Raw genomic sequence first — 21,990 nt, 5'->3', positions numbered from 1 at the left:
GGGCCGCGGTGCCCCTACAGGCGTTCCAGCATCCGCTCGATCACGACGGCCACCCCGTCCTCGTTGTTGGCGACGGTCCGGCCCGAGGCCGCCGCGATCGCGTCGGGGTGGGCGTTGCCCATCGCGTACGACTGGCCGGCCCAGGTGAGCATCTCGATGTCGTTGGGCATGTCCCCGAAGGCCACGACCTGCTCGTGCGAGATCCCGCGCTCGGCACAGCACAGGGCGAGCGTGCTGGCCTTGGAGACACCGGGCCCGCTGATCTCCAGCAGGGCGCTGGGACTGGACCGGGTGACGTTGGCGCGCTCGCCGATGGCCAGCCGGGACAGGGTGAGGAAGGCGTCCGGGTCGATCGAGGGGTGGTAGGCGAGGATCTTCAGCACCGGCTCGGCGGCACCGGGACCGTCGTCCGCCAGCAGCTCCTCGGCGGGGGCGAGGTTGTCCGGGATCTCCATGTGCAGCTTGGGGTAGTCCGGCTCCTGGTAGAAGCCGTACGTCTGCTCCACCGCGTACACCGTGCCGGGGGCCGCGTCGCGCAGCAGCCGTACGGCGTCCAGCGCGTTCTCCCGGGCCAGCTCGCGCACCTTCACGAACCGGTGGGCGCCGGGGCCGCCGTGCAGGTCGACCACGGCGGCGCCGTTGCCGCAGATGGCGAGGCCGTGGCCGTGGACGTGGTCGCTGACGACATCCATCCAGCGGGCGGGGCGACCGGTGACGAAGAAGACCTCGATGCCGGCCTCCTCGGCGGCGGCGAGGGCCGCGACCGTGCGTGGGGACACCGACTTGTCGTCGCGCAGCAGAGTGCCGTCGAGATCGGTGGCGATCAGGCGCGGCGGTATGTCGGCGGCCGGGGTCTCGGGCTGTCGAGTCGCTGAGGTCACCCGCTCATTCTCCCGCATATGCGTGCACGACCGTGCGGATGCCCGCACAGGTGAGACATAGATGACGTGGGACGTACCCCACGCGTCCCGGTGCCGCTGTCTCAGCCCACCTGTGCCGCGGCCTCCATGGCGATCTGCTCGAAGACCTTCTCGTCGGCGGCGAAGTCCGAATCGGCAATCGGCCAGTGGATCACGAGCTCCGTGAAACCGAGCTCCCGGTGGCGGCCCGCGAAGTCGACGAACGCGTCGAGGGACTCCAGCGGGCGGCTGCGGTCGGGGGTGAAACCGGTGAGCAGGACCTTGTCCAGCGTGCTCACGTCCCGGCCGAGCGCCGCGCAGGTGTCGGTGAGCCTGTCGACCTGGTCGCGGAGGGCCTGGACGGACTGCTCGGGTGTGCCGTTCTCGTACAGCTTCGGGTCGCCGGTGGTCACCCACGCCTGTCCGTGGCGTGCGGCGAGCTTCAGGCCGCGCGGCCCGGTGGCCGCCACGGCGAAGGGCAGCCGGGGCCGCTGGACGCAGCCGGGGATGTTGCGCGCCTCGTGCGCCGAGTAGAAGTCGCCCTCGTAGGACACGGAGTCCTCGGTGAGCAGGCGGTCGAGCAGCGGGACGAACTCGGCGAGCCGGTCGGCGCGCTCGCGCGGGCTCCACGGGTCCTGGCCGAGCGCGGTGGCGTCGAAGCCGGTGCCGCCCGCGCCGATGCCGAGAGTGACGCGGCCGCCGGAGATGTCGTCGAGCGTGATCAGCTCCTTGGCGAGGGTCACCGGGTGGCGGAAGTTCGGCGAGGTCACCAGGGTGCCCAGGCGCATCCGCTCGGTGACGCCCGCGGCGCCGGTCAGGGTGGGCACGGCACCGAACCAGGGCCCGTCGCGGAAGGTGCGCCAGGACAGGTGGTCGTAGGTGTATCCGGTGTGGAAGCCGAGCTGCTCCGCGCGCTGCCATGCCTCGCGGCCCCCCTCGTTCCAGCGGCGGTACGGGAGGATCACGGTGCTCAGACGCAGACTCATGTGTCCGAGCGTATGCGGCGGGCCGTGTTTCACGTGAAACGGTGACCTACGGTCACTGTGTGCGCTCGCTGAGCCAGGGGCTGAGGCCGACCGGGATGAACTCCTTGTGCACACGGTCGCCAGGGAGCGGCACCATCAGGAAGTGGCTGGGCGGGAAGCGACGCGCCTTCACCCAGGCGTGGCCGTCGTAGACGGCGCGGAGGAACGCGGGAACGTCGTCACGGGCGACGTCGGGGCACTCGACGCCGTCGACGGTGATCAGGGCGTCGTCGTCCGGGAACAGGCGCACGTCCACCTGGGGCCGGCCGCCGAGTTCGACGTACGCCTCGTGGGGCAGGGTGCCGTCCGGGTCGGTGGTGACGCCGACGCCCGCGGCACTGCGGCGGGAGGTCTGGTCGGCGCCGATGTCGTGGGCCACCTCGATGGCGAGCCCGTACTCGGCGGCCAGGGCGCGGAGCTCGGTGACGGCGGCCTCGGTGGTGGGGAGGTGCTTCCTGCCGGGGTTCATGGCGTCGATCATCTCCCGGCGGGTTCAGTGCGGCTGGGGAAACCGCAGATAGCGCGGTGGCACGGCCTGGGTCAGCCACACCCCGTTGGCGCTGACGTGGAAGACGTGGCCGTCGTGGTGCATGGCCTGTGCGTCGACGGAGAGCACGACGGGGCGGCCGCGGCGGGCGCCGACCCGGGTCGCCGTCTCGCGGTCGGCCGACAGGTGCACGTCGTGCCGGTTCATGGGGCGCAGTCCCTCGGCGCGGATCGCGTCCAGGTAGCGGTCCACGGTCCCGTGGTAGAGGTACGGCGGCGGGGTCGCCGGGGGCAGGCCCAGGTCGACGTCGATGCTGTGGCCCTGGCTGGCGCGGATGCGGGTGCCGTCGATGGCGAAGCGCTGCTTGTCGTTGGCGGCGACCACGTGGTCCAGTTCGTCGCGGGTGAAGCGGAAGCCGTGTGCGGTGGCCGCGGCGATCAGCACGTCGATCTCCACCCAGCCGGCTTCGTCGAGCGTGATCCCGATCCGTTCGGGTTGGTGGCGCAGATGCTTCGAGAGGTACTTCGACACCTTCACGGTGCGTCTCTCGTCCCACTCGCGCGGCTTGTTCTGGTTCATCTCGCCAGGGTGCCGGGAGAGACGTGAATCACGCGAATGATTTTGGGCCCGATGTTTGATCCACAACCAACTGTAGTTATCCACAGGCTACTTGGCGTTTCTGTGGACAACTCCCTGTCATGTCAGCCCTCTTCGTCAAAATCGACTGGGGGGCGTCCACTTGACGTGAGCGCATCCAACTTCCGTGCCCGCACCTCCCGTTCAGCAGCCAGCACAAAGAACTCCGCCACCCCCTCGGCCCCAACCAGCCCTTCCACCGCCCGCATCGTCTCCTCGGGCACGGCCACGGAACGTGACACGGGCCGACCGTCCTGCACCTCCCCGGAGCCGAGGTGTTGGCGTAGCTGCTGCACCGCCAACAGCCGCATGGCCCGAGCGAGTTCGGCGTCCACGGTCTGCTGTGCCAGGGGCCGCAGCCTTCGTACGAGGGAGGCCGCTTCGGCGGCGTCGGAGTCGCTGGGCCGGTGCGGTCCGTCGAGGTAGCGGGCGAAGACGTGCTCGGTGGTGAACTCCAGGAAACGGGCCGCGATGTGCTCGACCTGGCCCCTCAACTCCCGCAGGTGGCCCGAGATCGCGGAGAGGGGGACTCCGGCGGCATGCAACTCAACCGCCACGGCGAGCTCTTGGGGGCTGGGGACGAGGAAGGAGTCCTCGTCCCCGGGCACCGGCTCCAGCACGCCGAGCTCCACCGCCTCGGCGACCGCGGCCTCGTCGGGGGTGCCGCCGAAGTGTGCGTCCAGTTCGGCGCGGGAGACCCGGACGGGCTCCTCGTCGGTCCAGGGGCCGTCGACCTCGGCGACCAGCCCGAGGATCCCGCCGAGACCGCGGCCGGAGTCGTAGGCCTCCAGGAGTTCCTTGATGGAGGCCAGGCCGTAGCCGCGGTCGAGGAGGTCGGCGATCTGCCGCAGCCGGGCGAGGTGGGTGTCGGTGTAGATGTTGGCGCGGCCGCGGCGCTCGGGGCGGGGGAGCAGTCCGCGGTCCTGGTAGGCGCGGATGGTGCGGACGGTGGCGCCGCTGAGGTGGGCCAGGTCCTCGATCCGGTAGGCGGGGGTGTCGCTCACGAGGCCGCCTTCGCCGCCGGTGACCGCTTCAGGTACTCCACCGCACGGCTCAACGACCCTTCGTGCGAGGGGCGGTAGGAGCGACGGAGGTAGCGCGGTACGGCCGCGCCCAGTTCCCGCCAGGCCGGAAGCAGTCCCTTGCGTACGGCCTTCTCGTGCTCCTTGAGGGAGTAGCGCAGCCGTCCGGCGAGCTCCGGGTCGTGGCGCATCAGGTAGGCCGTCCCCCATACCCACAGGTACAGCAGCACGGGGGCGGTCACCGCCATTCCCGCGATCCGGCGGGCGTAGCGGGAGGTGCCGGTGCCGCCGCAGTGCTGGTACATGTCGAAGGCGACCGCGCCGTGTTCGACCTCCTCGGCGCCGTGCCAGCGCAGGAGGTCGAGCATGACCTCGTCGGCGCCGGCCCGGTCGAGGCCGTCGGCGGCCAGGACCCAGTCGCCGAGCACCGCCGTGAACTGCTCGACAGCGGCGATGACGGACAGCCTGAACCGCAGCCATTCGCGCGCGGGGATCGGTGCGTTGAGGGGCGGGTGCTCGCCGAGCAGTCGCTCGAAGAGGAAGTCGACGTGCCGGGTGAAGGCGGCGGTGTCGAGGCGCTGCGCCGCCAAGTGGTCGAGTACGTGCGTGTGCTGGACGCTGTGGGTGGCCTCCTGGCCCATGAACCCCTTGACGTCGGCGCGGAGTCCGGGGTCGCTGACGAGCGGGAGGCCTTCCTTGAAGACCTTCACGAACCAGCGTTCGCCCGCCGGCAGCAGCAGGTGCAGCACGTTGACGACGTGGGTGGCGGTGGGCTCGCCGGGGATCCAGTGCAGGGGGGTGCGGGACCAGTCGAAGGCCACCCGGCGCGGGGCGATCGGGTGGCTCATCGCGGCGGCTCCAGCCGTGCGATCGCCCGCAGTGCCCGTGGCGCGAGGCGGGCCAGGGCGAGGGCGCCGCGGGCCTCCGGGGTGACCGGTACGACGGCCTGGTTGCGCACGACCGCTCTGAGGACGGCGTCGGCGACCTTCTCGGGTGGGTAGTTGCGCAGTCGGTAGAGGCGGGCGGTGCGCTTCTGGCGGCGTTTCTCCTCGTCGGCGTCGACGCCCGCGAAGCGCGCGGTGGAGGTGATGGAGGTGTTGACGAAGCCGGGGCAGATCGCCGAGACACCGATCCCGCGGCCCGCCAGTTCCGCGCGCAGGCTCTCGCTGAGCATGAGGACGGCGGCCTTGGAGGTGCCGTAGGCGGACAGTGCCCGGGAGGGCTGGTAGGCGGCCGCCGAGGCGGTGTTGACGATGTGGCCGCCCTGTCCGCGCTCGGCCATCTGCCGGCCGAAGAGGCGGCAGCCGTGGATGACGCCCCACAGGTTGACGTCGAGGACCTTCTTCCAGTCCTCGGTGGTGGTGTCGAGGAAGGGGCCGCCGAGGCCGATGCCGGCGTTGTTGACCAGCACGTCCACCACGCCGTACTCGGCGGCGACCTTGGCGGCGAGTTCCTCCATGGCCCGCTCGTCGGAGACGTCGACGGTCTCCGCCCAGGCCTCGGGGGCGCCGAGCAGCCGGGACAGTTCGGCGGTGCGGGCGGCGGACTCGACCTCCCGGTCGACGGCGACCACGCGGGCGCCGGCCTCGGCGAAGGCGAACGCGGTGGCCCGTCCGATGCCGCTGCCGGCGCCGGTGACGAGGACGAGCTGTCCGCCGAACCGGTCGGCGTACTTCCCGGTCGCCCGGACCGGTGTCCGGCCGCCTTCGACGGACGTCACGAACTCGGTGATCCACGCCGACACCTGGTCGGGCCGGGAGCGGGGGATCCAGTGCTTGGCGGGGAGGGTGCGCCGGGTGAGCCGCGGTGCCCACTGCTCCAGGCCGTCGTAGAGCTTCTCGGAGAGGAAGGCGTCCCCGAGGGGCGTGATGAGCTGCACGGGCGCGTGTGCGTACGCGTCGGTGCGCGGGCGGCGCAGCCGGGACCGGACGTTGTCGCGGTACAGCCAGGCGCCGTGGGCGGCGTCGCTGGGCAGCGAGGCGGTCGGGTAGCCGTCGGAGGGGACCTTCTCGGCGCGCTCCAGTATGCGCGGCCAGGCCTTGCCGAGCGGGCCGCGCCAGGCCAGTTCGGGCAGGACGGGGGTCTGCAGCGCGTACACGTACCAGGACTTGGCGCCCTGGCCGAGGAGCTGGCCGACCCGGCGCGGGGTGGGCCGGCGCAGACGGCTCTGGATCCAGTGGCCGAAGTGGTCGAGGGACGGCCCGGACATCGAGGTGAAGGAGGCGACGCGGCCCTCGGTGCGCCGGACGGTGACGAACTCCCAGGACTGCACGGAGCCCCAGTCGTGGCCGACGAGGTGCACGGGCCGGTCCGGGCTGACGGCGTCCGCGACGGCCAGGAAGTCGTCCGTCAGCTTCTCCAGGGTGAACCCGCCGCGCAGCGGCCGGGGCGCGGTGGAGCGGCCGTGGCCGCGGACGTCGTAGAGGACGACGTGGAAGCGGTCGGCGAGGCGGGGGGCGACCTCGGACCAGACCTCCTTGCTGTCCGGGTAGCCGTGCACGAGGATCACGGTCGGTTGGGCCGGGTCGCCCAGTTCCGCCACGGACAGTTCGACGCCGCCGGTGCGTACCCGGCGCTCGCGCGCTCCTTCGAGCAAGGTCACTTCTCCTCCGCCCAGCGCCGCACGTGCGGCAGATCGTCGTCCAGCCAGAAGGCGCTCTGCTCGGGGTCCGCGGAGTCGGTGACGACGAGGATCTCCTCGAACTTGGCGCCGGTGCCCCGGAAACCGAGGTGAGGTTCGACCGCCCACAGGCCCGGCCGCGGCGGGTGGTCGGAGAAGCGGTACGGCGACCACAGGGGGGACCAGCCCTCGCGGTGACCATGCAGCGCGTCCGCCGCCAGGCCCTTCAGGGACTGGGTGCCGAACCCGAACAGGTGGGGGGACCAGCGACGCTGCTTGACCCGGTCGACCTTGTGGGCGATGACGCCGAAGGGGTACGCGCGGTGCCGGTTGGCGTATCCCTGGCGGACCATGAGGCGGTCGACGTCCTCGTAGATCTCGCGCAGCGGCCGCCGCTCGCGGACCTCGCGCAGGATCAGCTCGCGGTGCGCCTCCAGGTCGGCCATCAGCCGGTCCTGGATCGGGTTGACGCCGAGCGAGCCCGAGTAGCCGATGTCCGCGGTGTGCCCCTCGTACACCGGGGCCATGTCCAGGATGAACGGCATCCCGGGCTCCAGGCGGCGGTCGGTGGGGAAGAACTGGAGCGGAACGCGGAAGCCGGTGAACGCCGTGCGGTCCCCGAACCAGGCGAAGGGCAGGTGGAACCAGTCCCGTACGCCCCGCGCCCGCAGCCACTCACGCTGCATCCGGGCGGCCTGCCGCTCGCTCACACCGGGTTCCAGTCGGGCCGCGACCGCCTCCGCGCATGCGTACGCGAGCCGCTGGACCTGCCGGAATCCCCGCAACCTGGTGGTCAGTTCGCCGTGCGCTGCTGTGGTCATGCCGCCTCGTCCCCGTCGACCGCGGTACGTGTCCGTAACGTGACACTGGCGAATGTGACAGTCATTGGAGGCTGCGTCAATAGGGCCTGGGCGGGCTGTGGAAAAACCCGCCGATGTGGAAAACGGAGGCCCGGTTGTCGGACCTCAGGGTGACCCCTAGGTGCCCGTACGTCTGGAGTCTGATGCCGATGCAGCTCTGCGGGGTGACGACCTGAGTGGTCCGCGTCACTACTGTCGGGGATGTGACTGTGATCGCGACCGAAAGCCTGAGCAAGCGGTTCCCCCGGGTGACCGCGCTTGACCGGCTCTCCTTGGACGTCGGACCCGGTGTGACCGGACTCGTCGGCGCCAACGGAGCCGGCAAGTCCACCATGATCAAGATCCTGCTGGGTCTGTCCCCCGCCACCGAGGGCCGCGCCGAAGTGCTCGGGCTCGACGTCGCGACCAAGGGCGCCGCCATCCGCGAGCGGGTCGGCTACATGCCGGAGCACGACTGCCTGCCGCCCGACGTCTCGGCCACCGAGTTCGTCGTGCACATGGCCCGCATGTCCGGACTGCCGCCCACCGCCGCGCGCGAGCGCACCGCGGACACCCTGCGTCATGTCGGCCTGTACGAGGAGCGCTACCGCCCCATCGGCGGCTACTCCACCGGCATGAAGCAGCGCGTGAAGCTCGCCCAGGCCCTGGTGCACGACCCGCAGCTCGTCTTCCTCGACGAGCCGACCAACGGCCTCGACCCGGTCGGCCGCGACGACATGCTGGGCCTGATCCGCCGTATCTGGACGGACTTCGGCATCTCGGTCCTGGTCACCTCGCACCTGCTGGGCGAACTGGAGCGCACCTGCGACCACGTCGTCGTCATCGACGGCGGCAAGCTCCTGCGCTCCAGCTCCACCACCGACTTCACCCAGACCACCACGACCCTCGCGGTCGAGGTCACCGACACCGACACGCACCCGGACGGCACCCGCGCGGTGCGCGAGGCGCTCCACGCGCGCGGCGTCGAGGTCCTCGACTCCGCGAGCGGTCTGCCGGGCGCCGGCCACATCCTGCTGCTGACCGCGCAGGGCGAGGAGACCTACGACGTCGTCCGGGACGTCGTCGCCGACCTCGGGCTCGGCCTGGTGCGCATGGAACAGCGCAGGCACCACATCTCGGAAGTCTTCACGAACGAGGACGAGCAGCGGAAGGAGGCCGTCGGCCATGGCAGTTGAGCACCCGGTCACCGTCCCCTCGGGCGACCAGACCCGCATCCACAACATCGGCTACCGCTCCTACGACGGCCCCCGCCTCGGCCGGTCCTACGCCACCCGCTCGCTGTACTCGCAGTCCCTGCGCGGCGCCTACGGCCTCGGCCGCTCGGTGAAGTCCAAGGTGCTGCCGATGCTGCTCTTCGTCGTGATGTGCGTGCCCGCGGCCATCATGGTGGCCGTCGCGGTCGCCACGAAGGCCAACGACCTGCCCGTCGACTACACGCGCTACGCGATCATCATGCAGGCCGTCATCAGCCTGTATGTCGCCTCGCAGGCACCCCAGTCCGTCTCGCGCGACCTGCGCTTCAAGACCGTGCCGCTGTACTTCTCGCGGCCCATCGAGACCGCCGACTACGTGCGCGCGAAGTACGCGGCGCTCGCCACCGCGATGTTCGTCCTCACCGCGGCCCCGCTGATCGTGCTCTACGTGGGCGCGCTGCTGGCCAAGCTGGACTTCACCGACCAGACCAAGGGATTCGGTCAGGGACTCGTCTCCGTGGCGCTGCTCTCGCTGCTCTTCGCCGGTATCGGCCTGGTGATCGCGTCGGTCACCCCGCGCCGCGGCTTCGGCATCGCGGCCGTGATCGCCGTCATGACCATCTCCTACGGCGCGGTCTCCACCCTCCAGGCCATCGCCGACGCCCAGGGCAGCTCCAGTGCCGTCCCGTGGATCGGCCTGTTCTCGCCGGTCACGCTCATCGACGGACTGCAGTCCGCGTTCCTCGGCGCGAACTCGGCCTTCCCGGGAGCGGTCGGCCCGTCGAACGGCGAGGGCGTGGTCTACGTCCTGGCCGTCCTCGGTCTGATCGCCGCCAGCTACGGCCTCCTGATGCGCCGCTACAAGAAGGTGGGACTGTGACCACGCTCCAGATCGACCACGTCTCCCGCTGGTTCGGCAACGTGGTCGCCGTCAACGACATCACCATGACGATCGGCCCCGGCGTCACCGGCCTCCTCGGCCCCAACGGCGCCGGGAAGTCCACCCTCATCAACATGATGGGCGGCTTCCTCGCCCCCTCCACCGGCACCGTCACCCTCGACGGACAGCAGGTGTGGCGCAACGAGGCCATCTACCGGCACATCGGCATCGTCCCCGAGCGCGAGGCGATGTACGACTTCCTCACCGGCCGCGAGTTCGTCGTCGCCAACGCCGAGTTGCACGGCCTCGGCGCCAAGGCCGCCCAGAAGGCGCTGGCCACGGTCGAGATGGAGTACGCGCAGGACCGCAAGATCTCCACGTACTCCAAGGGCATGCGCCAGCGCGTGAAGATGGCGTCCGCGCTGGTCCACGACCCCTCGCTGCTGCTGCTCGACGAGCCGTTCAACGGCATGGACCCGCGTCAGCGCATGCAGCTCATGGACCTGCTGCGGCGCATGGGCGACGAGGGCCGCACCGTGCTGTTCTCCTCGCACATCCTCGAAGAGGTCGAGCAGCTCGCCTGGCACATCGAGGTCGTCGTCGCGGGCCGGCACGCGGCCAGCGGTGACTTCCGCAGGATCCGCCGCCTGATGACGGACCGCCCGCACCGCTACCTGGTGCGTTCCAGCGACGACCGCGCGCTCGCGGCCGCGCTGATCGCCGACCCGTCCACGTCCGGCATCGAGGTCGACCTGACGGAAGGCGCGTTGCGCATCCAGGCCGTCGACTTCGGCCGGTTCACCGCGCTGCTGCCCAAGGTCGCGCGCGACCACGGCATCCGGCTGCTCACGGTCTCGCCGTCCGACGAGTCGCTCGAGTCCGTCTTCTCGTATCTCGTCGCGGCGTAGGAGGCCGAAGATGTACGACCCCACAGTCGCCCGACTCACCTACCGGGCCCTGCTCGGCCGCCGCCGGGCCCTCATCCTGGGCGCCCTGCCGGCGCTGCTGATCCTGATCTCCGTGATCGTGCGCGGTCTGGTCGGCGCCGACGACCAGACCGCCTCCGACCTGCTGGGCGGGCTCGCGCTCGCCACCATGGTCCCGATCATCGGCGTCATCGCGGGCACCGGCGCGATCGGCCCGGAGATCGACGACGGATCGGTGGTGTACCTGCTGTCCAAGCCGGTCAAGCGGCCGACGATCATCTTCACCAAGCTGATCGTGGCGATCGCCGTGACGATGGTCTTCTCGGCCCTGCCGACGCTGATCGCGGGCTTCATCCTCAACGGCAACGGCCAGCAGATCGCCGTCGCCTACACGGTGGCAGCGCTGGTCTCCTCGATCGCCTACGCGGCGCTCTTCCTGCTGCTCGGCACGGTGTCCCGGCACGCGGTGGTGTTCGGGCTCGTCTACGCGCTGGTCTGGGAGGCCCTGTTCGGCTCCCTGGTGGCGGGCGCGAGGACCCTGAGCGTCCAGCAGTGGTCGCTGGCCGTCGCCCACAAGGTCGCGGGCGGGGACCTGGTCACCTCGGACGTCGGCCTGCCGACGGCCACCGTGCTGCTGGTCGTGGTGACCGTCCTCGCGACCTGGTACGCGGGACAGAAGCTGCGGTCGCTGACGCTGGCGGGCGAGGAGTAGGAGCCCCTCACGTCCCGCTTATTGACCGGGACTTCATCCTGGTCCGGCCACACTGGACAAGGGGTGTGTCCGGCTGCGAGCCGAAGGGAACGGACATGGCAGACGACTGGGAGGACCTCGTGCTGGACGAGGACTTCATACGCTCCGCGGAGACCTCCGAGCCGTCTGCCCGGGCCCGTATGCTCGCCGCGCGCTGGCGCCGGGAGTCGCCCGAGCCGCAGCCCTGGCGCTCCGACGAGCCGCCCGCGGGATGGTTCTTCAGCAAGCGCCGCAGGCGGTGGGGACGCCGGTAGGTCGAACACCTGACCGTTTAATTCGGTGGCGCCCAACTCGGCGGACGGGCACGATGGTTGTGTTCACCACGAGCTGGGAGAGGAGCCGGACGGTGTCCATGCACGACAGTACGTCCTGCTCCCGTCAGGGCAGCCGGCGGAGGACTCCGGTGTAGTTACGCCACCGTCGAGTCCACCCGCAGGACCTGCCCGGGGCGGCCGCTTCGAGCACGCGATGTCGCTCTCGCGTGAGGCCGCCCACCCGGAGGATTGGCCGAGTGGCAAGGCACTGGCTTGCACTGTGTTGAAGCAGATGCAGGCATGGTCGGGTGAAAGCCCGCGCACGTTCGATCCGTGCATCCTCCGCGAACAGCGCCGACAGCCGCAGCAGTCCGAGCACCTGCGACTGAACCAGCGTCAGCCCAGCAACCGCTCCAGCACCACCGCGATGCCGTCCTCCTCGTTGGAGGCCGTCACCTCGTCGGCCACCGCCTTGAGTTCCTCGTGCGCGTCCGCCATCGCCACGCCGTAGGACGCCCAGGCGAACATCGGGATGTCGTTGGGCATGTCGCCGAAGGCGATCGTGTCCGCGGCCTTCAGCCCCAGACGGCGGGCCGCCAGGGACAGGCCGGTCGCCTTCGACAGGCCCAGCGGGAGCAGTTCGACGATGCCCTCGCCGGCCATCGCGACCGTGACGAAGCCGCCCGCGGCCTGCTGGGCCGCCTCGGCCAGTTCGTCGTCCGACAGCCTCGGATGCTGTATGTAGATCTTGTTCAGCGGGGCGGCCCACAGGTCCGACGCGTCCGTGAACGGCATCGACGGCAGCTTCCCCGTCACCGCGTATCCCGGCCCGACCAGTACGTCGCCCTCGAGGCCGTCACGGCTCGCCGCCAGGTACAGCGGGCCGACCTCCGCCTCGATCTTCGCGAGGGCCACACCGGCGAGCTGCCGGTCCAGCGTCACGGACGTCAGCAGACGGTGCGCGCCGGCGTCGTACACCTGCGCGCCCTGCCCGCAGACCGCGAGGCCGTCGTAGCCGAGGTCGTCGAGGATGTGCCGGGTCCAGGGGACCGCGCGTCCCGTCACGACGATGTGGGCGGCGCCCGCCGCGGTGGCCGCGGCGAGCGCGTCCCGGGTGCGCCGGGAGACCGAGTCGTCGGAGCGCAGCAGCGTGCCGTCGAGGTCGGTCGCGATCAGCCGGTACGGCAGGGCCTGGCTCACTTGGCGACCGGCTCCAGCAGCTCCCGGCCGCCCAGGTACGGACGCAGCACCTCGGGCACCCGCACCGAGCCGTCGGCGAGCTGGTGGTTCTCCAGGATGGCCACGATGGTGCGCGGTACGGCGCACAGCGTGCCGTTGAGCGTCGCCAGCGGCTGCACCTTCTTGCCGTCGCGCATGCGCACGGACAGGCGGCGGGCCTGGAAGCTGTCGCAGTTGGAGGCCGAGGTCAGCTCGCGGTACTTGCCCTGCGTCGGGATCCACGCCTCGCAGTCGTACTTGCGGGATGCCGAGGCGCCGAGGTCGCCCGAGGCGACGTCGATGACCTGGAACGGCAGCTCAAGACCGGTCAGCCACTGCTTCTCCCAGTCCAGGAGCCGCTTGTGCTCGTTCTCCGCCTCCTCGGGGGCGACGTAGGAGAACATCTCGACCTTGTCGAACTGGTGCACGCGGAAGATGCCGCGGGTGTCCTTGCCGTAGGTGCCGGCCTCGCGGCGGAAGCACGGCGAGAAGCCGGCGTAGCGCAGCGGCAGTTGGGCGGCGTCGACGATCTCGTCCATGTGGTACGCGGCGAGCGGGACCTCGGAGGTGCCGACCAGGTAGTAGTCGTCCTTCTCCAGGTGGTAGACGTTCTCCGCGGCCTGGCCGAGGAAGCCGGTGCCCTCCATGGCGCGCGGGCGGACCAGCGCGGGGGTGAGCATCGGCGTGAACCCGGCCTCGGTGGCCTGCGCGATCGCCGCGTTGACGAGCGCGAGCTCCAGGAGCGCGCCGACGCCGGTCAGGTAGTAGAAGCGCGAGCCGGACACCTTGGCGCCCCGCTCGACGTCGATGGCGCCGAGCGCCTCGCCGAGCTCCAGGTGGTCCTTGGGCTCGAAGCCCTCGGCGCCGAAGTCACGGATCGTGCCGTGCGTCTCCAGGACGACGAAGTCCTCCTCGCCGCCGACGGGGACGTCGGGGTGGACGAGGTTGCCGAGTTGCAGCGCGAGGCGCTTGGTCTCGTCGTCCGCCTCGTTCTGGGCGGCCTCGGCGGCCTTGACGTCGGACTTGAGCTGCTCCGCCTTCTGGAGCAGCTCGGCGCGCTCCTCCGGCGTGGCCTTGGGGATGAGCTTGCCGAGCGACTTCTGCTCGGAACGCAGCTCGTCGAAGCGGACGCCGGACGACCTGCGCCGCTCGTCGGCAGACAGGAGGGCGTCGACGAGGGCGACGTCCTCTCCACGGGCGCGCTGGGACGCGCGCACTCGGTCGGGGTCCTCACGGAGCAGGCGAAGGTCAATCACGCGGCCAAGGCTACCGGTGCGGGGATACGGCCCACGACTCACTATTCCCCGTCGGGAGGAATCGCTACTTACGTACCGTTATGGGCGAATTGCGGTGCGTGTCAAGGAAAGGCGTGCCGCATCCCCGGGAGGAAGCACGCGCGAGGAGTCGGGTTGACTCGACTCCCTTGCGGGGACCGGGACTTGGCCCACGGTTGTCCACAGGAATCCACACCCCGCGAAAAGTTATCCACAGGGTGTGCGGACGATCTGTGGATTTCGGAATTGATCACTCCGAAACCCGAGGGCCATGCCGAGGATTCCCGTCACAAACCCACTTCTACCCCTACTTTCGAGTGGAAAGGGGTCACCCCAAAGGATTGCCTAAAGGAAAACAGTGGACGAAGGGTGACCTGCGTGCGTGTGGACACGGATGGGCCCTGAGGGCCGATTTGTCGACAGGGTCACCTTTTGTTGTCGACTTGTCCCCAGGTCGAGAAGCGGACCTGTGGAAAACTCCTGTGGATAACTAAAATCTGCAGGTAGGACCGGCTCTAGAAGCGGCCGTCCTGGCATCGGGCCACCCAGTCCGAGGCGGCCATGAACTCCTCGTCCGAGGTTCCGGTCAGGGGCGCCCCCAGGTCCGTCGGCCCCTTGTCCGCACGCGGGTACGACCCCAGGAAGCGCACCTCGTGGCAGATCCGCTTCAGCCCCATCAGGGCCTCGGCCACCCGGCGGTCGGTGATGTGGCCCTCGGCGTCGATGCAGAAGCAGTAGTTGCCGATGCCCGCCCCGGTGGGCCGGGACTGGAGCAGCATCAGGTTGATGCCGCGGGTGGCGAACTCGCCGAGCAGGTCACGCAGCCCGCCGGGGTGGTCGTCGCGCTGCCACAGCACGACGGAGGTCTTGTCGGCCCCGGTCGGCGCGGCGGGCCGGGCCGGGCGGCCGACCAGTACGAACCGCGTCTGCGCGTTCTCGGCGTCGTGGATGCCGGTCTCCAGCGCCTGGAGGCCGTACCGGGCGGCCGCGAACTCGCCGGCGAAGGCAGCGTCGTACTGGCCCTCCTGGACCAGCCGGGCCGCGTCCGCGTTCGAGGCGGCGGACTCCCAGTGGACGTCCGGGAGGTGTCTCTTGAGCCAGTTGCGCACCTGCGGCTGGGCGGCCGGGTGCGCGGAGACCGTCTTGATGTCCGAGAGCTCGGTGCCGGGCCTGACCAGCAGCGCGAAGGTGATCGACAGCAGCACCTCGCGGTAGATCATCAGCGGGGCGCCCGCGACCAGTTCGTCGAGGGTGGTGGTGATGCCGCCCTCGACGGAGTTCTCGATCGGCACGAACGCGGCCTCGGCCTCGCCCGCGCGCACCGCGTCCAGCGCCGACTGCACCGACACGTACGGGATCAGCTCCCGGGTCGCCGCCTCGGGAAGCGTCCGCAGCGCGACTTCGGTGAAGGTCCCCTCGGGGCCGAGATACGCATAGCTGGCTGGCATGACCTCACCCTAATGGCCCTTGCGGAAGGGGACGCACTCGTCTCACGAGTGCCCCTCCGCTGAGTGAAACGGCGTGACCAAGGGCCGCCTCCGACGTTCGCGTGACCCACGCCCGCGCGCCCCCGTCCCGCACGTCCGGGGCGCTCACCCCTCCAGCAGCGCCTGCCCCACGTACTCGCCCTGGGCCGCCCCGCCCGGTACCGCGAACAGGCCGCTGGACTCGTGCCGGACGAACGGGGAGAGCGCGTCCCCGCGGTCGAGCTTGCGTTGGAGCGGGACGAAACCGCGCAGCGGGTCCGCCTGCCAGCAGACGAACAGCAGCCCCGCGTCCGGCGTCCCGTCCGCGTCGATGCCGTCGTGGTACGAGAACGGACGGCGCAGGATGGCCGCGCCCCCGTTCTGGTCGGGCCGGGTGATCCGGGCGTGCGCGTTGACCGGGACGACCAGAGTGCCCTCGGCGTCGGTCTTCTCCAGGTCCATCGCGGTCGTCTCGGTGCCCCCGGTCAGGGGTGCGCCGTTCGCCTTGCGGCGCCCGATGACGGCCTCCTGGGCCCCGAGGGACAGCTTCTCCCAGTCGTCCAGGAGCATCCGGATCCGCCGTACGACCGCGTAGGAGCCGTTCGCCATCCACGCGGGCGTGCCGGACTCGGGGACGAAGACGCGCTGGGCGAAGTCGGGCTCGCTCGGCTTCGGATTGCGGGTGCCGTCCACCTGGCCCATGAGGTTGCGGGCCGTCATGGGGTGGGCCGTGGCTCCCGGAGTGCGGTTGAAGCCGTTCATCTGCCAGCGGACCTTCGCCGCGCTGCCCGCGTCCTTCTGGACCGCGCGCAGGGCGTGGAAGGCGACCAGGGCGTCGTCGGCGCCGATCTGCACCCACAGATCGCCGTTGCTGCGGGCCTTGTCGAGCTGGTCGGAGGAGAAGTCGGGCAGCGGGTCGAGGGCGACCGGCCGCTGCTTCTCCAGTCCGGTGCGGGCGAAGAAACTGTGCCCGAAACCGAAGGTGAGCGTCAGCGAGGAGGGGCCTGCGTCCCGGGCGACATCCGTGTCGCCGGACGCGGACGCCTCCCCCGCCATCAGCCGCTGAGCCGTCGCGGACCAGCGGCGCAGCAGTGCGGCGGCCTCCTTGCGGCCCGCGCCCGCCGCCAGGTCGAAGGCGACGAGATGGCCGCACGCCTGGAGGCCGTCGGTGATGCCGGGCTGATGTTTCCCGTGAAACATCACCTCGTGGCTGCCGACCGAGGCCAGCGGAGTCGCCGCGGCGGGTGCGGCGGCATACCCCGCGGCCCCGCCGGCGGCTCCGAGGACGAGCCCGGTGGCGCCGGCGGTGCCGAGCAGGGCCCGCCGTGAGATGCCCTGCCGCGCGGCCGGACTCTCCGGGGCGGAGGCGCCGTCGTCGACGAGGGAAGGGGACTGTTCAGCCATGGTGCGGTTCAGCCGATCTGAGCGTTCTTGGAGACGGTCGTCTGGTCGATGTCGGAGGTCCGCACGGTCACCGCGACCTTCCAGTCGCCCGCCATGGGGATCTGCACGTTGCTCGCCGACCAGTGGCCCGTGGCGATGCGGTCGGGCGTGACGGCCAGCGGACCGATCTTCTTGGCCTCCAGGGTGAGGGCGACCTTCACCTCGGGGATGTCGAAGGCCCGGCCGTTGGGCCGCTGGACGTAGACGTGCATCTCGTTGCCGCCCACGCGCGCGGGGTCGAAGTCGACGGTCACGACACCCTTGCCGTCCGTGCCGCCGGTGTCGAAGGACATGTCCAGGGTGAGCGCGCCGGACGATCCCGACGGGTCGGAGGAGGCCGACGAGGAGGCCGCCTTGGCCGCCTTGGCGTCCTCCTCCGTACGACCGGGCTCGGTCTGCGTCAGCACGGTCGTGACCGCCAGCAGGACGACCGCGACCCCCGCCTCGGCGAGTACCGAGCGGCGCAGCCCGAAGCGGTTCGGATCGGCGTCCCGACTCCGCTTCTGCCGCGCGGTGTCCATCGCGGCCTGCTGCCGGGCGAGCTGGGCGGCCCGCTTGGAGTCACGGGCGGTCCCGGAGCCGGCGCTCTTGTCGCCGCCCTCCTTGGCACCGGCTTCCTTCGAAGCGGCGCCCTTGGAGCCGCCGCCCCCCTTGGACTTGCCAGAGCCAAGGCCCGACCCCGAGCCGGAACCCCCGCCCGAGCCGGCGGCACCCGCCCCGACCCGTTCCTTCTGCTGTGCCCGCTTCCCCCGCTGCACCACCGTGTCCGCGAGCTGCGCGGTCCACCGGCGGGAGATGAACGCGATGCCGACCAGCAGCGCCACCAGCCCGATCTTGACCAGCAGCAACTGCCCGTACCGCGTCCCGGTGAAGGCCGACCAGGAGCCGAGCTGCCGCCAGGACTGGTAGACGCCGGTCGCGACCAGCGCGACGACGCTGCCGAAGGCGACCTGGGAGAACCGTCGTACGGCGGCCGACTCGACCGGCGCGTCCGAGCGGTACAGGGCGACGAGCAGGGCGGTGAGGCCGCCGAGCCAGGTGGCGACGGCCAGCAGGTGGACGACGTCGACGGGCATCGCGATGCCCGCCTGGAGCCCGACCGAGGCGTGCTCGGCCATCGCCCAGCTCGCCGCGAGCCCGGCCGCGACGACGGTCCCGCCGATCGCCAGCCCGAAGGTGAGGTCGCGCTTCTCCTCGTCCTCGCGCTTGTCGTACGCCCCGAAGAGCACGGAGATGAACAGGGCCGCAGCCGCGAGCAGCAGCAGCCGGGAGACGAGTGCCGCGCCCGCCTTGGTCTGGAGCACGTTGCCGAGCAGGTCCAGGTCGAAGACGTCCCCGACCTTCCCGGAGCTCGTGTAGGAGCCGCGCAGCAGGAGCAGCAGCAGGGTGGCCGCGGTGAGCGTGAGCCAGCCGCCGACGACGAGCCGCTGCATGGGCCGCACTCCGGCGCCGCGCTGCCAGCAGCCGAGCACGAAGGCGGCGCCGCCGACCAGCACGGTGAAACCGGCGTACGACATGTAGCGGCCGAAGCCGTACAGCCAGCCGACGACCCCGCCGCCCGCCGTGTCCCCGGAGACGGAGACGGAGGTGGTCGAGGGGGCGCCGATGGAGAAGGTGAAGGCACCGGAGACCGGATGGCTGTCGGCGGAGACGACCTGGTAGGTGACGGTGTAGGTGCCGTCGGGCAGCCCGCTGTGCAGCTTCACGGCGTACGTCGTGCCGCTGACCTCGAACGGCTTGCCCTGCTCGACGGCCTTGCCCTTGGGGTCGAGGACCCGCAGCGAGTCGCTCGACAGGGCGACCTTCTCGGAGAAGGTTAGGGAGACCTGGTCGGGCGCCTTGTCGACCACCACCCCCTGCTGGGGGTCGCTGCCGGTGAGCGCGGCGTGCGCCGAGGCCGGCCCGGCCGTGGCCAGCAGCAGGCCGCACGCGGCCAGGAGCAGCAGTACCAGGGTCCGGACGCGGGGGGTGATGGTCTGCGTCAAGGTGGTCCCTCCCTCAGTGTCCGGTCTTCGGGACGTAGGTCGCCGACTTCACCGGCATCTTGACGACGACGGGGTCGGAGGTGGCGAAGTGCAGTTCGACGGTGACGGTCTGCCCCTGCTTCGGGGCCTGTTTCAGCTTGTCGAACATCAGGTGGTTGGCGCCGCTCCTGAACACGAGTCGCCCGTGGGCCGGGACGGTCAGGCGGGTGACCTCCTCCATCGCGCCGCCGTCGGTCTCGTGCATGGTGACCTCGCCGTCGTCACTGGTGACCGAGGTCAGCTCGTCCGCGGAGGAGCCGGAGTTGGAGATGGTCAGGAACCCGGCGGCCATGTCGGCGGAGACGGGCTGCGGGATGTAGGCGCCGGAGACGGTGAGGTCCTCGGCGGAGGAGTCGGAGCCGGAGCAGCCGACCAGGACGAGGGCTCCGACCAGGGCGAGGGCCCCGGTCCCGGACAGGACGGCTGCCGACATCGCCGTACGCCTCACGGGTTCTGCCCCTTGATGAGCTTGGGCAGGTCCTTGGTGTAGTCGTCCACGGTGGCGTCCTCGCCGTAGAGGACGTATCCCTGGTCGGTCCTCGGGGAGAAGGCGACGACCTGGGTGCCGTGCACCGAGACGGTCTTGCCGGTCTTCTTGTCCTTGTGGGTCGGCTCGATGGAGATGCCCAGGGTGCGGGCGCTCGCCTGGATGGTGGCGAAGTCGCCGGTCAGGCCCACGAACCGGGTGTCGATGCCCTTGAGCCACTTGCCGAGCTCGGCCGGGGTGTCGCGGGCCGGGTCGGTGGTGACGAACACGACGGTCAGTCGGTCCTGCTCGGCCTTGGGGAGCTGCTTCTTCGCGACGGCGATGTTGTTCATCGTCAGCGGGCAGATGTCGGGGCAGTGGGTGTAGCCGAAGTACACGAGCGTCGGCCTGCCCTTGGTCTCCTTGCGGAGGTCGTACTTCTGGCCCTTGGTGTCGGTGAGGACCAGGTCGGGCTTCTCGAACGGCTGGTCGAGGACGGTGGCGGCCTTGTCCGAGCCGGCCTCCTCCGAGACCACCGAGACGGGCGAGCTGTCGCCGTCGTCACCGCTGCCGCAGGCGGAGAGGGTCAGGGTGGCGGCGGCGACCAGCGCGGCCGCGGCGAACATCTTCTTGCGCATATCAAAATGTCCCAGATGTAAGAATTTCGGTGCGTGCCGGGGCCGTACGACCCCGGCACGCCTCCCGCGGAACAGGTCAGGCGTCGCTGCGCCGGCGGCCGGCGAGCACGCCATAGGCCACGCCCAGGGCGCCGACGACGATGCCGACCACGCCGAGGACACGGGCCGTGGTGTCGCTGCTGTCGGCGGTGCCGGAGTCGGTGGCCGCGGCGGCGTTCTCCGTCTTGTCGTCCGCGTCGTCGGCGGCCGTCGAGCCGTGGTGCCCGTCCTCGGAGGCCGCGGACAGGGCGAGGACGGGAGCCGGCGTCTCGGGCTCCTCCGCCCCGTCCTCCTGGACCTCGATCCAGCGGACGACCTCCTTGTTGGAGTACGTCTGGATCGCCTTGAACACCAGTTCGTCGGCGTCCTCGGGCAGGGCGCCGATGGAGACCGGGAACTTCTCGAAGTAGCCGGGCTGGATGCCGCTGTCCTTGCCGGAGGCGGTCCAGGTGACCTTGGAGACGGCCTCGGTGATCTGTTCGCCGTGCAGCTCGAGGGGCTTGGCGAGCTTGGACTTGGTGACCTCGATCTTCCAGCCGGGCATCGGCTCCGGCATGACCGAGGCCAGCGGGTGGTCGGTCGGGAAGCTGACCTCGAGCTTGGTGGTGGAGGCGTTGTCACGCTCGTTCGGGACCTTGAAGTCCACGACCGCGTAACCGCCCTTGGCCGCGGTGCCCTCGGCCTGCACGCTGACGTGTGCGAACGCGGGCGAGGAGAGGACGACGACGGCGGTGGCGGCGACGGCACCGGTGGCGGCGAGACGAGAAGCCTTCATGAAGAGCACTCCGCTTCGAAAGAGATCCTGTGGAGAGGGATACGCGTGCGCACACGCGCGTGCCGCACGACGGCGGCCCCTTTTTCCGTCTCCCTGGGAAGTGGAGCGGTGGTCGCGTCGCGTCAGGCGGCGAGAACGAGTACGTCGGCGGCCGGCGGCCCGCGCCTGATCACCGTGTGCTGGAGTGCCGCGGTCCGCGGCCGGGGCGGCGCGAGAGACGCCGCCAGCGGGGCGCGCGGCCCGGCCTCGGGAACCCCCGGCAGCCCGGCGCACAGGGCACGCACCAGCGCGAGCGCCCCGCGCAGGGACCGTACGAGCGCCCCTTCCGCAACCGAATGCGCCGAGCACGTGGACAGTTCGACGAGCCGCAGCAGCGCCAGGTCCCCGCGCCGCAGCAGCCACCCCGCGGCGACCGCGGCGAGGACGTGCCCGAGGATCATCGACAGGGACGGCCAGACGGAGACGGCACTCACGGCGTCCGCCGCGTGGTGGGTCGTGGTCCCCGGTGTGCCGGGATAGAGCCGGGCGTCGGTGAGGATCTTCTGCGCCTGCGCCGGGCTGATCGCCGCGGCGGTGGTCCCGCACAGCAGCCGCGCGGCCTGCTGGACCAGCGTGGCGTCGGAAACCGACTGCGCGGACGACACCGAGGAGGACATCGACGACGTCATCGAGGACATCGACGTCATGGACGTCATCGACGAGGTCATCGCCGTCGTGCCGTGCTGTCCGAGGCCGAACAGGACGTGCAGCACGGTCTGTCCGACCGCGAGCAGCGTCGCGATGCCCGGCAGCGAGCGCGCGCGACCGGCCAGAGGTGCCACGACGAGCCCGACCCCGGCGAACCCCGCGCCGAGCGTCCACAGCGGAACCGTGGCGCAGGAGGCGATTGCGTGACCGGCGGCGGCCAGCACGACGCAGACCGCGGCGAACACCGCGGCCCGCAGAACCCGGAGATCCCCTCCGGAGCGCGCGTGGGGGGCAGTCATGGCGGGCTCATCATCGCACTGGGCTTATGAGCGCCATACGGCAGGTCCACAAGATGACGTACGGGGGGTACGACCGGAACGTCACTTCTCATGCGGACTGCCCCACAT

At 70.8% G+C, this 21,990-nt stretch carries 22 protein-coding genes and 1 tRNA gene; 6 read left to right on the top strand and 17 right to left on the bottom strand.

Annotated features, from left to right (window positions below; translation table 11 throughout):
• Positions 1 to 14: 14 nt before the first annotated feature.
• The 8 genes from ACZ66S_RS18215 to ACZ66S_RS18180 all read right to left on the bottom strand — a co-directional run bounded on the left by ACZ66S_RS18215 (position 15) and on the right by ACZ66S_RS18180 (position 7,510).
• Entirely contained in the window at positions 15 to 899 is an 885-nt protein-coding gene (locus ACZ66S_RS18215) for a Cof-type HAD-IIB family hydrolase (protein WP_469902531.1), read from the bottom strand.
• Between the two features lie 83 nt (positions 900 to 982).
• A complete protein-coding gene (locus ACZ66S_RS18210) occupies positions 983 to 1,885 on the bottom strand; it encodes an LLM class flavin-dependent oxidoreductase (RefSeq protein WP_469902530.1) in 903 nt (300 codons plus the stop codon).
• Positions 1,886 to 1,937: 52 nt separating this feature from the next.
• Positions 1,938 to 2,393, bottom strand: a complete 456-nt coding sequence (locus ACZ66S_RS18205; protein WP_469902529.1) for a hypothetical protein — start codon at positions 2,391 to 2,393, stop codon at positions 1,938 to 1,940.
• 24 nt (positions 2,394 to 2,417) lie between these two features.
• Positions 2,418 to 2,990 carry an RNA 2'-phosphotransferase gene (locus ACZ66S_RS18200; RefSeq protein WP_469902528.1) on the bottom strand — a complete coding sequence of 191 codons (573 nt, stop codon included), beginning with the start codon at positions 2,988 to 2,990 and terminating at the stop codon, positions 2,418 to 2,420.
• A 122-nt stretch (positions 2,991 to 3,112) separates the two neighbouring features.
• The gene (locus tag ACZ66S_RS18195; protein WP_469902527.1) at positions 3,113 to 4,051 is read right to left on the bottom strand and encodes a MerR family transcriptional regulator; all 939 of its coding nucleotides are present in this window, start codon (positions 4,049 to 4,051) and stop codon (positions 3,113 to 3,115) included.
• Positions 4,048 to 4,917 (bottom strand): metal-dependent hydrolase, encoded by an 870-nt coding sequence (locus ACZ66S_RS18190; protein ID WP_469902526.1) that lies wholly within the window; start codon positions 4,915 to 4,917, stop codon positions 4,048 to 4,050. Before ACZ66S_RS18190 ends, ACZ66S_RS18195 begins: the two co-directional genes overlap by 4 nt.
• Positions 4,914 to 6,671, bottom strand: a complete 1,758-nt coding sequence (locus tag ACZ66S_RS18185; RefSeq protein ID WP_469902525.1) for an SDR family oxidoreductase — start codon at positions 6,669 to 6,671, stop codon at positions 4,914 to 4,916. Before ACZ66S_RS18185 ends, ACZ66S_RS18190 begins: the two co-directional genes overlap by 4 nt.
• A complete protein-coding gene (locus ACZ66S_RS18180) occupies positions 6,668 to 7,510 on the bottom strand; it encodes a M24 family metallopeptidase (RefSeq protein ID WP_469902524.1) in 843 nt (280 codons plus the stop codon). The genes ACZ66S_RS18185 and ACZ66S_RS18180 overlap by 4 nt, the downstream gene beginning before the upstream one ends.
• 248 nt (positions 7,511 to 7,758) lie before the next feature.
• Between ACZ66S_RS18180 and ACZ66S_RS18175 the strand changes: the two genes are divergently transcribed.
• From ACZ66S_RS18175 to ACZ66S_RS18150, 6 genes are all read left to right on the top strand, one after another.
• On the top strand, positions 7,759 to 8,724 hold the full coding sequence (locus tag ACZ66S_RS18175; RefSeq protein WP_469902523.1) for an ABC transporter ATP-binding protein: 966 nt from the start codon (positions 7,759 to 7,761) through the stop codon (positions 8,722 to 8,724).
• Positions 8,714 to 9,622 (top strand): ABC transporter permease subunit, encoded by a 909-nt coding sequence (locus tag ACZ66S_RS18170; protein ID WP_469902522.1) that lies wholly within the window; start codon positions 8,714 to 8,716, stop codon positions 9,620 to 9,622. Before ACZ66S_RS18175 ends, ACZ66S_RS18170 begins: the two co-directional genes overlap by 11 nt.
• Positions 9,619 to 10,530: an ABC transporter ATP-binding protein gene (locus ACZ66S_RS18165; RefSeq protein WP_053849664.1), complete on the top strand. Its 912-nt coding sequence runs from the start codon at positions 9,619 to 9,621 to the stop codon at positions 10,528 to 10,530. Before ACZ66S_RS18170 ends, ACZ66S_RS18165 begins: the two co-directional genes overlap by 4 nt.
• Positions 10,531 to 10,540: 10 nt before the next feature.
• Complete coding sequence (locus ACZ66S_RS18160) at positions 10,541 to 11,260, top strand: ABC transporter permease (protein WP_469902521.1); 720 nt, start codon at positions 10,541 to 10,543, stop codon at positions 11,258 to 11,260.
• A 95-nt stretch (positions 11,261 to 11,355) separates the two neighbouring features.
• The gene (locus ACZ66S_RS18155) at positions 11,356 to 11,553 is read left to right on the top strand and encodes an SGM_3592 family protein (protein WP_469902520.1); all 198 of its coding nucleotides are present in this window, start codon (positions 11,356 to 11,358) and stop codon (positions 11,551 to 11,553) included.
• A 243-nt stretch (positions 11,554 to 11,796) separates the two neighbouring features.
• A tRNA-OTHER gene (locus ACZ66S_RS18150) sits at positions 11,797 to 11,898 on the top strand.
• Between the two features lie 51 nt (positions 11,899 to 11,949).
• On the opposite strand, the gene ACZ66S_RS18145 is transcribed toward ACZ66S_RS18150, so the two are convergent.
• The 9 genes from ACZ66S_RS18145 to ACZ66S_RS18105 all read right to left on the bottom strand — a co-directional run bounded on the left by ACZ66S_RS18145 (position 11,950) and on the right by ACZ66S_RS18105 (position 21,882).
• Positions 11,950 to 12,753: an HAD family hydrolase gene (locus ACZ66S_RS18145; protein ID WP_469902519.1), complete on the bottom strand. Its 804-nt coding sequence runs from the start codon at positions 12,751 to 12,753 to the stop codon at positions 11,950 to 11,952.
• Complete coding sequence (gene serS / locus ACZ66S_RS18140) at positions 12,750 to 14,027, bottom strand: serine--tRNA ligase (RefSeq protein ID WP_469902518.1); 1,278 nt, start codon at positions 14,025 to 14,027, stop codon at positions 12,750 to 12,752. The genes ACZ66S_RS18145 and serS overlap by 4 nt, the downstream gene beginning before the upstream one ends.
• A gap of 533 nt (positions 14,028 to 14,560) precedes the next feature.
• Positions 14,561 to 15,493: a prephenate dehydratase gene (gene pheA, locus ACZ66S_RS18135; RefSeq protein WP_469902517.1), complete on the bottom strand. Its 933-nt coding sequence runs from the start codon at positions 15,491 to 15,493 to the stop codon at positions 14,561 to 14,563.
• A gap of 144 nt (positions 15,494 to 15,637) precedes the next feature.
• Entirely contained in the window at positions 15,638 to 16,915 is a 1,278-nt protein-coding gene (gene efeB / locus ACZ66S_RS18130; RefSeq protein WP_469902516.1) for an iron uptake transporter deferrochelatase/peroxidase subunit, read from the bottom strand.
• 8 nt (positions 16,916 to 16,923) lie between these two features.
• Positions 16,924 to 18,939, bottom strand: a complete 2,016-nt coding sequence (locus ACZ66S_RS18125) for a copper resistance CopC/CopD family protein (RefSeq protein WP_469902515.1) — start codon at positions 18,937 to 18,939, stop codon at positions 16,924 to 16,926.
• 13 nt (positions 18,940 to 18,952) lie between these two features.
• Complete coding sequence (locus ACZ66S_RS18120) at positions 18,953 to 19,411, bottom strand: copper chaperone PCu(A)C (protein WP_469902514.1); 459 nt, start codon at positions 19,409 to 19,411, stop codon at positions 18,953 to 18,955.
• 11 nt (positions 19,412 to 19,422) lie between these two features.
• Positions 19,423 to 20,082 (bottom strand): SCO family protein, encoded by a 660-nt coding sequence (locus ACZ66S_RS18115; protein ID WP_469902513.1) that lies wholly within the window; start codon positions 20,080 to 20,082, stop codon positions 19,423 to 19,425.
• Positions 20,083 to 20,158: 76 nt separating this feature from the next.
• Positions 20,159 to 20,896 carry a YcnI family copper-binding membrane protein gene (locus tag ACZ66S_RS18110; RefSeq protein WP_469902512.1) on the bottom strand — a complete coding sequence of 246 codons (738 nt, stop codon included), beginning with the start codon at positions 20,894 to 20,896 and terminating at the stop codon, positions 20,159 to 20,161.
• Between the two features lie 122 nt (positions 20,897 to 21,018).
• Positions 21,019 to 21,882, bottom strand: coding sequence for a hypothetical protein (locus ACZ66S_RS18105; protein WP_469902511.1), 864 nt, complete (start codon positions 21,880 to 21,882; stop codon positions 21,019 to 21,021).
• Positions 21,883 to 21,990 lie beyond the last annotated feature (108 nt).

Source organism: Streptomyces sp. NPDC107471, assembly GCF_055582845.1.
This window is presented reverse-complemented; position numbering and strand designations above follow the sequence as displayed.

Coding starts and splice junctions, on each gene's coding strand:
- ACZ66S_RS18210 (WP_469902530.1), bottom strand. CDS start 1,885: ATGAGTCTGCGTCTGAGCACCGTGATCCTCCCGTACCGCCGCTGGAAC.
- ACZ66S_RS18190 (WP_469902526.1), bottom strand. CDS start 4,917: ATGAGCCACCCGATCGCCCCGCGCCGGGTGGCCTTCGACTGGTCCCGC.
- ACZ66S_RS18205 (WP_469902529.1), bottom strand. CDS start 2,393: ATGAACCCCGGCAGGAAGCACCTCCCCACCACCGAGGCCGCCGTCACC.
- ACZ66S_RS18215 (WP_469902531.1), bottom strand. CDS start 899: ATGCGGGAGAATGAGCGGGTGACCTCAGCGACTCGACAGCCCGAGACC.
- ACZ66S_RS18110 (WP_469902512.1), bottom strand. CDS start 20,896: ATGAAGGCTTCTCGTCTCGCCGCCACCGGTGCCGTCGCCGCCACCGCC.
- ACZ66S_RS18200 (WP_469902528.1), bottom strand. CDS start 2,990: ATGAACCAGAACAAGCCGCGCGAGTGGGACGAGAGACGCACCGTGAAG.
- ACZ66S_RS18115 (WP_469902513.1), bottom strand. CDS start 20,082: ATGCGCAAGAAGATGTTCGCCGCGGCCGCGCTGGTCGCCGCCGCCACC.
- ACZ66S_RS18105 (WP_469902511.1), bottom strand. CDS start 21,882: ATGACTGCCCCCCACGCGCGCTCCGGAGGGGATCTCCGGGTTCTGCGG.
- ACZ66S_RS18155 (WP_469902520.1), top strand. CDS start 11,356: ATGGCAGACGACTGGGAGGACCTCGTGCTGGACGAGGACTTCATACGC.
- pheA (WP_469902517.1), bottom strand. CDS start 15,493: ATGCCAGCCAGCTATGCGTATCTCGGCCCCGAGGGGACCTTCACCGAA.
- efeB (WP_469902516.1), bottom strand. CDS start 16,915: ATGGCTGAACAGTCCCCTTCCCTCGTCGACGACGGCGCCTCCGCCCCG.
- ACZ66S_RS18180 (WP_469902524.1), bottom strand. CDS start 7,510: ATGACCACAGCAGCGCACGGCGAACTGACCACCAGGTTGCGGGGATTC.
- ACZ66S_RS18170 (WP_469902522.1), top strand. CDS start 8,714: ATGGCAGTTGAGCACCCGGTCACCGTCCCCTCGGGCGACCAGACCCGC.
- ACZ66S_RS18160 (WP_469902521.1), top strand. CDS start 10,541: ATGTACGACCCCACAGTCGCCCGACTCACCTACCGGGCCCTGCTCGGC.
- ACZ66S_RS18120 (WP_469902514.1), bottom strand. CDS start 19,411: ATGTCGGCAGCCGTCCTGTCCGGGACCGGGGCCCTCGCCCTGGTCGGA.